General features: G+C 40.5%; 12 protein-coding genes. 6 read left to right on the plus strand and 6 right to left on the minus strand.

The annotated features are described in order from the left end of the window. Positions 1 to 49: 49 nt before the first annotated feature. Positions 50 to 580 carry a nucleoside tri-diphosphate phosphatase gene (gene ntdP / locus BO219_RS09795; RefSeq protein ID WP_006322055.1) on the minus strand — a complete coding sequence of 177 codons (531 nt, stop codon included), beginning with the start codon at positions 578 to 580 and terminating at the stop codon, positions 50 to 52. 99 nt (positions 581 to 679) lie between these two features. Continuing rightward, positions 680 to 829 (minus strand): gamma-type small acid-soluble spore protein, encoded by a 150-nt coding sequence (locus BO219_RS09800; protein ID WP_006322054.1) that lies wholly within the window; start codon positions 827 to 829, stop codon positions 680 to 682. Positions 830 to 930: 101 nt separating this feature from the next. Here BO219_RS09800 and BO219_RS09805 point away from each other — a divergent pair, with 101 nt between their 5' ends. Next, positions 931 to 1155, plus strand: coding sequence for a cytosolic protein (locus BO219_RS09805; protein ID WP_077429395.1), 225 nt, complete (start codon positions 931 to 933; stop codon positions 1153 to 1155). A 12-nt stretch (positions 1156 to 1167) separates the two neighbouring features. Here BO219_RS09805 and mutY read toward each other — a convergent pair whose 3' ends face one another. Next, positions 1168 to 2256, minus strand: coding sequence for an A/G-specific adenine glycosylase (gene mutY, locus BO219_RS09810; protein WP_077429396.1), 1089 nt, complete (start codon positions 2254 to 2256; stop codon positions 1168 to 1170). A gap of 55 nt (positions 2257 to 2311) precedes the next feature. Here mutY and BO219_RS09815 point away from each other — a divergent pair, with 55 nt between their 5' ends. The 3 genes from BO219_RS09815 (at position 2312) to BO219_RS09825 (ending at position 3704) form a co-directional block, all read left to right on the plus strand. Beyond that, on the plus strand, positions 2312 to 3289 hold the full coding sequence (locus BO219_RS09815) for a metal-dependent hydrolase (RefSeq protein ID WP_035020563.1): 978 nt from the start codon (positions 2312 to 2314) through the stop codon (positions 3287 to 3289). Between the two features lie 81 nt (positions 3290 to 3370). Then, positions 3371 to 3538 carry a small, acid-soluble spore protein K gene (locus BO219_RS09820; RefSeq protein ID WP_006322049.1) on the plus strand — a complete coding sequence of 56 codons (168 nt, stop codon included), beginning with the start codon at positions 3371 to 3373 and terminating at the stop codon, positions 3536 to 3538. Between the two features lies 1 nt (position 3539). Next, positions 3540 to 3704 carry a YpzG family protein gene (locus BO219_RS09825; protein WP_006322047.1) on the plus strand — a complete coding sequence of 55 codons (165 nt, stop codon included), beginning with the start codon at positions 3540 to 3542 and terminating at the stop codon, positions 3702 to 3704. Positions 3705 to 3727: 23 nt separating this feature from the next. On the opposite strand, the gene BO219_RS09830 is transcribed toward BO219_RS09825, so the two are convergent. Both BO219_RS09830 and BO219_RS09835 read right to left on the minus strand, forming a co-directional pair. Beyond that, on the minus strand, positions 3728 to 4057 hold the full coding sequence (locus BO219_RS09830; protein ID WP_006322045.1) for a YfhH family protein: 330 nt from the start codon (positions 4055 to 4057) through the stop codon (positions 3728 to 3730). 44 nt (positions 4058 to 4101) lie between these two features. Continuing rightward, positions 4102 to 5748, minus strand: coding sequence for an L-lactate permease (locus BO219_RS09835; protein WP_077429397.1), 1647 nt, complete (start codon positions 5746 to 5748; stop codon positions 4102 to 4104). 157 nt (positions 5749 to 5905) lie between these two features. Between BO219_RS09835 and BO219_RS09840 the strand changes: the two genes are divergently transcribed. Next, the gene (locus BO219_RS09840) at positions 5906 to 6574 is read left to right on the plus strand and encodes an SDR family NAD(P)-dependent oxidoreductase (RefSeq protein ID WP_198936682.1); all 669 of its coding nucleotides are present in this window, start codon (positions 5906 to 5908) and stop codon (positions 6572 to 6574) included. Positions 6575 to 6580: 6 nt separating this feature from the next. Here BO219_RS09840 and recX read toward each other — a convergent pair whose 3' ends face one another. Further along, positions 6581 to 7381: a recombination regulator RecX gene (recX, locus tag BO219_RS09845; protein WP_077429399.1), complete on the minus strand. Its 801-nt coding sequence runs from the start codon at positions 7379 to 7381 to the stop codon at positions 6581 to 6583. A 69-nt stretch (positions 7382 to 7450) separates the two neighbouring features. On the opposite strand from recX, the gene BO219_RS09850 reads away from it, so the two are divergent. Beyond that, positions 7451 to 8359, plus strand: coding sequence for a TIGR01777 family oxidoreductase (locus BO219_RS09850; RefSeq protein ID WP_077429400.1), 909 nt, complete (start codon positions 7451 to 7453; stop codon positions 8357 to 8359). Positions 8360 to 8567 lie beyond the last annotated feature (208 nt).

An 8567-nucleotide genomic window follows, 5' to 3' on the forward strand; every position in this document is an offset into this window, starting at 1 on the left:
ACGGTGACAAGTAGCTAACCGTTGTTTTTGATCCATGTATGTATTACTTTTACTTTCCATACATAATAAACTTTTTATACCAATGTTCTACCACTTCAGGAGCAAACGGTCCCTTTTTTTCTTTAATCCATTGAATTAATTTTTGAATGTTATTTTTTAAAATCTTATCAATAATTTCAGGATAGTTCATTTCGTCGCGATGTCGTTCATATTCATCACGATCTAATATATCGTACTGACCGTTTGGAAATACTTTAATATCCAAGTCATAATCAATATATTTCAACGCCTCTCCATCCCAAACGTAAGGCGAACTAATGTTGCAATAGTAATACACACCGTCTGCCCGAATCATCGCAATAATGTTAAACCAATGTTCTGCATAAAAAAAACAAATGGCCGGCTCACGTGTCACCCACGTTCTCCCATCCGCTTCTGTCACAAGTGTACGATCGTTACCACCAATTACTTCTTCCTCACTTCCTTTTAACACGACCGTTTCTTTCCATGCACGATGAATATGACCGTCATGTTTATAACTATGAATTTGAATGATCGCCCCTGTCTGTGGATACTCCATACACATTCCCTACTTTCATTCGACGCTTTTTCCTCTATTATAACGTTAATCAGCGAGGAAGAAAAAGGGCATCGGACGAAAACCGATGCCCTTTGCCCGTTATTGATTTTTCTTTGCTTCTGATTTTGCATTTTGTTGTTTGACATGCTGAACATCTGTTTCCGTTGAAAACTCTGTTCCATATTGGCCAGCATTTTGTTGTTTCACATGTTGAATGTTTGTCCCTGCAATCGTTTTGTTTGGTTTCATTATGCTCACCTCCACGATTATTACTTTGTATAATTTGCTGAAAAATATCCGCATGAATAATTTTTATTTCGCTTTCTACACTACATAAAGAGGTGAGAATGATGTATATTGGACGCGATTTAACAGCTTTACAAATGATTTCAAAACGGGAGTGGAAAGATAGCGAGTTAGCATTTTTTCACCATGTCTTCCAACAAGTCACTCCATATTTGAACATAGAGGGACAAACGTTACATCGTGAAATGATCGAAGAAATTGAAGCAAGAGGCGGTTTACAACGAAACGAAGCAACATATACAAATGGAACACGAGTATTTTACGAGTAAAGGCATATGCCTTTACTCGTATGCTTGCCATATTTTTTGGTATATGACCGGGAACGCATATTGGTTTAGTTCATCGACTGTGACCCATTTATTCGTTTCGTCATCGATTTGTAATTCAAGCGCGTTTCCTTTATATGCTTCAATATGCCACACGATATGGGAAAATACGTGTTCGAATGTACCGATTCGTTGTATTGAACGAAGCACGACATGATATCGTTCGCTTATTTCTTTTATAAATGCTTGTTCATTCGGTGTTGGAGCATGTTCATCGTTTGGAAATTGCCAAAGGTTAGCAAGCAATCCGCTACTTGGTCGCTTTTCAATTCGTATTTTCCCCTCTTCGTTCGTAAGCACAATGGCACGAAAAGCCACATGCTTCGGCGCTTTTCCTTTTGTTTTTACAGGTAGCTCTGCCTCTACCCCTTCCGCAAACGCGCGACAATGGCGCTGAACAGGACATAAAAAACAGCTCGGATTTTTTGGTGTACAAACGAGTGCCCCTAGTTCCATTAACGCTTGATTGAAATCAGATGGATCGTCATGTGAAATAATGCAAGACACAATTTGCTCGAACTTTTTTCTCGTACTTGCTCTCGCAATGTCGTCTGTAATATAAAAAATACGCGACAATACTCGCATCACATTCCCGTCTACTGCAGGTTCAGGGATGCCGTAAGCAATGCTTAACACCGCTCCCGTTGTGTACGGCCCGACACCTTTCAATGAAGAAAATTGTTCCTTAGACGCTGGCACACGTCCACCGTATTTTTCTTTGACTTCTTTTACTGCTGCATGTAAATTGCGAACACGGGAGTAATATCCAAGCCCTTCCCACGCTTTAAGCACTTCCTCCTCCTTAGCGTCAGCTAACGCGTCTAAAGTCGGAAATTTTTCAATAAACTGATAAAAGTAAGGGATGACGGTATCGACACGCGTTTGTTGTAACATCACTTCCGATACCCATATTTTGTATGGATCTTTATTTTTCCGCCAAGGTAAATCGCGTTGCTCTGTTCGAAACCAATCAATTAAATCATGTTGAAACTGCTCAATATGAAAATGCTCCAATATTTGTTGTACATTTTCTTTCACGTTCATTCCTCCAAAGTGGTAAACTAAAAGTAAGTCCAATCGGAAAAAGGAGGCCTTTTATTTGGATACAGGTACACACGTTTTAATGGGTTTTGCATTAGGTGGATTAGCAACATTCGATCCAGCAGTTGCTAACGACCCGACACTTGCGCATGCCGTACTGATCGGCACGCTCGCTGGCTCACAAGCACCTGATATCGACACTGTTCTAAAATTAAAAAATAATGCAAAATATATTCGTAATCATCGTGGCATGACACATTCGATCCCAGCTTTGTTTGTTTGGACGTTGCTTATTAGTGCCGCCCTTTTCTATGTATATGACACGTCCTTTTTTCACGTAGCGCTTTGGACATGGATTGCCGTTAGTCTACATGTGTTTGTCGACATTTTTAATTCGTATGGCACGCAAGCATTACGTCCTTTTTCAAAAAAATGGGTCGCCCTCGGTATCATCAATACATTCGACCCGTTCATTTTTATCATTCACTTAGCTGGCGTCGTCTTATGGCTGAGCGGACACCATGCGGGATATACGTTCCTTTCCGTATATATCGTGCTCATTGGTTACTATATCATTCGCTTCCGTCAACAACAAGCGATCAAACGAAAATTAAAACAAATGTTCTCGGATGTCGAACAAATTATTACGGTACCGACAATAAAATGGAATGAGTGGCATTTAGCTGTGACGACCTCGACCCATTTTTACGTTGCGCGCGCACAAAGCGGAGCGATTGATGTGCTTGACGTTTTCGAAAAATGTCCCGTTCCAAACATCCCGGTCATTGAAAAAGCGAAACAAGATGAAAATTTAGCTGCCTTTTTGTCGTTCTCACCAGTATATCGTTGGGAAATTCACGAATATGACGATCATTATGAAGTGCGTTTCGTCGACTTGCGTTACCGAAGTAAAGATTATTATCCGTTCGTTGCAGTTGTGCAACTTGACCGTGACTTAAATATTGTTAGTTCCTATACGGGATGGATTTTTAGCGAAAAGAAATTACGCAAAAAACTAGAACTTATTCCAAGCTAAAGTAGGCGTAAATGCCTCCTCGTCGACAAATACTATATATGTGCTTCGAAAGCACGAAATGAACGTCTGGGGGGACTAACATTGAGCAATAAAGAACGCGGATTTCCGAATCAAAACAACGAAAAATTAGAAGGCGAGCCACGCGCAAAAGCGGAATACGCATCAAAACGTGCAAACGGCACGATTAATACGCACCCTCAAGAACGAATGCACGCATCAAGTCAACGTGGCGACATCGAGGAGGAATAAAATGGGTAAACATTGGCGTAAAAAATTTTATGATAACCGTTATTCCGATCCTTTCCCACAACCATGGGCGAACCCGAAACACGCTCATGCGCAAGTAAACGGTGAAACACAACAATCGCAAAGTTTAATGATTCTACATTCTGAAGTAAGCAAACGGAAAATTTAATGAGAAAGAGGTTGACGCTCGTGTCAACCTCTTTTCTTTAATAATGAAATAGGCAACGCCACTTCTGTGTTCGGATCACTTAGACGATAGCCCCATGCGAACACACCATTCATATATTGAAGTTTAAATAACGAATGCGGATCTCCTTCAATTTCGTAAAATTCTCCCGGTTGGAAATCATTCGGGTTTAATAAATATGCTTTCGCCATCGCAATTTTCCGCTCATATACGGCGTATTCGTTCACCATTCCCATTTGTTCCGCTTTTCGTGCTTTTTCCGTTAACATGGCGATCTCTTGTTTTAATTCCCTTTCGCTCATTTCACTATATCTTTTTTGATCCATTTTCCCCACTCCACTTTATGACAACTTCATGTTCATCGTATCATAAAGTGAGCCTAAAATACATAGATCAAAATAAGGCTAAATATTCCAGTCATCAATACGTAATAAAGCATCGGAATGAGCGTCATACGAATAATTGTCCCTTCTTTTCCAGCTAAACCGACGACGGAAGCGGCAGCAACAACGTTTAATACACAAACCATATTCCCCGCATTTGCCCCTAACATTTGCCCAGCGATGACGATATGATGCGGCACTTGAATTTGATCGGCAACGCTAAATTGGAATAAAGAAAACATCATATTACTAAACGTCGCACTTCCTGAAATGAACGAACCGAGCGCCCCAATTAAAGGAGCAACTAGCGGCCAAGCGGCACCAACTGCCCCTGCGACCATCGACGCTAACTCAATTGGCATGCTGGCAAGCCCAGCATCATTTACACCGGAATTAATGAAAATGCGAACCATCGGCACCGCTGTACCGAGCGCAATGGCACTACCGATGAGTGTATATGCCGATTCTTTCATCGTCGCCAAAACATCTTCTCGTCTCATCTTATGCATAAAGATTGTAATAAAAATGACAACAAGAAAAATCGTTCCCGGCAAATATAATGGCTCAATCGACGTGCTAATGTTCGTTCCTAAAATGTTGTTAAATTGTATTTTTACTGAACGAAGCCACGTTTTTAACGGCAAGTTTTGGAAACGTGTCAACACTAAAATAATCGCAACGAAAATATACGGCATCCACGCAAGCAAAAGCGGCATGTCGCTTTTTTGCACGTTCGTTACATGTTGGTGCGCATCTGTTTTCTTAAAATCCCACGGCTCTTTCGGCAATAAAAATCCTTTTTTTGCCGCAGGCACAACGATCGCTAAACCAATTAATCCTCCGATCATTGATGGAAATTCTGGTCCAAGGAAAGAGGCAACGAGAAATGCGGGAACAGTAAAACTAAGCCCAGCAAATAAGGCAAATTTCCAAATTTCCAATCCTTCTTTCCACGAACGATTTTCACCAAAAAAACGCGTTAAAATAAGCACTAAAATAAGTGGAATAAACGTACCGATAATAATATCAAACGACACTGCTTGTTTTGCTAGCGTTTGAAGAAACGATGATAAATCCGCTGTTCCGATGACATGTTGCACTCGTTCAGCAACAGAGTTTCCTTCACGAAGTCCTTGATCGACCCCGACAATAATTGGCGTTCCGACAGCACCAAATGACACAGGGCTACTATCTGCAACAAGGGCAACAACAACCGCTGCAAGTGGTGGAAAGCCTAAAGCAACAAGAAGCGGGGCGCCAATCGCCGCAGGCGTCCCAAATCCTGCTGCGCCTTCAATAAATGCACCGAATAACCATGCGATAATGATAACTTGCACGCGACGGTCACGCGTAATACCTAAAAATCCGCTACGAATCGCGTCCATTGCCCCACTTTTCGTTAACGTATTTAACAATAAAATGGCACCGAAGATAATCCATAAAATTGAAATGGCTACAATGACACCTTCAATCGTTGCCGCTGCCACTTGAACACTAGGCATCTTCCAAACGAATAACGACAAAATGATAGTGATCAAAAAGCTAATCGGCATCGCTTTTGCCGCTGGTAAACGCAATAAAACGAGAAAAAGAAAGACAGCTAATACCGGTGTAGAAGCTGTAACGACTTGTAAAAAACTCATATTGTTCCCCTTTCTTTGTTGTAATATAATGACATAAGACATTATACTACATATTTGTGCATATATTCACAATAACATTTGACTACTTCGTGACACCTGTTTATGTATACGCTTTCCAAATTATTGTGAATGTATCATACACGAAAGGATGAAAATAATGGAATATATTGTTATTACAGGAGCTGGTACAGGTCTCGGAAAAGAACTCGCCCTTTTATATGCACAACGGGGGTACGACATCATTTTAGTCGGGAGAAGAAAGGAGCCGTTACAATCTGTTCAACAGCAAATCGAATCATATGGAAGAAAAGCGATCGTTTTTCCACTTGATATTACAAATTATGAACAAGTGCACGAAGCAGCCGAAACGCTTTGTCGTACATATTATGTAACGACGCTAGTTAACAATGCAGGCGTGGGTCATTTCGGTCCACTTGAACAAATGACGGAGCAACATATTCACGAAATAATTGACATTAACGTCAAAGGCACGATATATATGACGAAAGCATTTCTTCCGTATTTTAAAACACTACCTCAAGCTAATATCATAAACATTATTTCAACAGCCGGTTTGCGCGGTAAAGTAAACGAAAGTGTATATGTCGCAAGTAAATTTGCTGTGCGCGGATTTAGCGAAAGTCTTGTGAAAGAGCTCGCCAACACAAACGTCGCCGTCACTGCTGTATATATGGGAGGCATGGCTACACCATTTTGGGATGACTCCGACCATATTCAAGACCGCTCTCGCCTTCGTTCACCAAAACAAGTAGCCGAAACAATTATTAATGAGTATAAGCGACAAGCTGAAATCATCGTGGAGTAGGAGGAGTTAGTCCTCCTTTTTCTTTTCTAAAAACTGTTCAATTAACGAAAGCGAAAAACCTTTTCGGTATAGTGCCTGCTTCATTTTTTGTTCGTACGTGTAACGATCATATTTTTCGTAACGGCGATGTGCTTTTTCCCCGTAATATATGAGCGCTTCCCATTCCGTTCCATCATCTGCAGTCACATGCTGTTTTGCCATTTCAACAATATGTGAAGGAAAACCTTTCATATGCAACAGTTGTGCAATGTATGCTCTTTGTTCTTGATGCGACCGTTTTTTCGATTGCTTATTTATTTTTTCCACCCACTTGATCGCTTTGTCTCGTTGCATATCCTCTGTATAGCGTTCCATCGCTTGTGCGATCACATCTTCACTTATCCCTTTATCCATTAGCTCTTTATAAATCACATAAGGTCCTTTCATTGTCGTATTTACTTGCGTTTGCACGTACGCATGTGCAAATTGCTCATCGTCTATATATCGTTCCTGTTGTAGCTTTGCAATCACTTGTTCAATCGTCCGAACATCTATGTCCCTTTTTTTCAAATAGTCAACAACTTCTTGTTTCGAGCGCATACGGTAAGCTAAAAAACGAAGCGCCATCTTATACGCTTGTTTTTCATCATCTTTTTTCATCATTTCCATCCATTGCTCTTCTGTTACCGTCATTCCTTTTTTTAGGCGATACTCAATCAATACGTCTTGATCAACAGACATGATTTGTTTCTCTCCATCTTCTTTCACAAAATGAACGTAAAAACGTTCTACATTTTTTCGATCCACTTCAATTTTTTCAATCCACATCTTGAAAACACACCTTTTCTTTCTTTTTTTCTTCAAACAACGCATAATAAAGGAAAGGAGGGAAAAATAATGAATATTTTGATTGCTGGAGGAACAGGATTTGTAGGTAAGGCGTTAACAGCATATTTTACACAAAACGGACATCATATGTATATATTAACGCGAAATGCACAAAAACGGGAGAACGATCCGTATATTCATTATGTACAATGGTTAACAGATGACGCAAATCCTCATGAACAACTTCCTTCCATTGATATAATCATAAACTTAGCTGGTGAATCAATTAATAGTGGACGATGGAACGAAACGAGAAAGCGCGCAATTATGGAAAGTCGATTACAAGCGACACATGCCATATATGAACTCATTACAAAAATGAGTAAAAAACCGCAAGTGGTTATTCAAGCGAGTGCCATCGGTATTTACGGCACATCGCTTAATGACACATTTACCGAACGTCGCGAAACAATCGGGATAGACTTTTTAGCTCAAACCGTGAAACGATGGGAAGAAGCTGGGCGACGCATTGAATCACTTGGCGTGCGCACGGTATTTATGCGGTTTGGCATTATTTTAGGTAAAAATGGTGGAGCACTTCCACGCATCGTTCTTCCTTACAAATGGTTTATTGGTGGAACGATCGGAAGCGGGAAACAATGGATGTCGTGGGTGCATATAAATGACGTCATTGGCGCCATCGACTTTGCCATTCGGCATGAAAACATATCGGGTTCAATCAACGTTACTGCCCCACATCCTGTGACGATGGAACAGTTCGGAAAAACGATCGCAAAAGTACTACATCGCCCACATTGGCTCCCTGTTCCGTCCTTTGTGCTTAAAATATTGCTAGGGGAAATGAGCATGCTTGTGTTAGAAGGACAGCGTGTCATCCCAGAAAAATTACTTCAAGCAGGATATCGTTTTTCCTTTCCAACTGTTGATCGAGCATTAGTGAACATACTACAATCGTGACGAATACACTATAAAAAACATAAAGGGGCTTTTGACTGTTCATGATAAATGTATAAATATTTATAAAAATCTGATGATCATTTTATGTGAAAAAAGTCAAAAAGGGGCTGGGAGAAGATGATTCGCACGTACAAAGTCATGCTTCTGCCCAACAATAAGCAAAAGACGAGGACTATTGCGGAAGTACGAAAAGAATAAAGTTGAAACA

Source organism: Anoxybacillus kestanbolensis (assembly GCF_001996285.1).
GTDB classification, from domain to species: domain Bacteria; phylum Bacillota; class Bacilli; order Bacillales; family Anoxybacillaceae; genus Anoxybacillus; species Anoxybacillus kestanbolensis_A.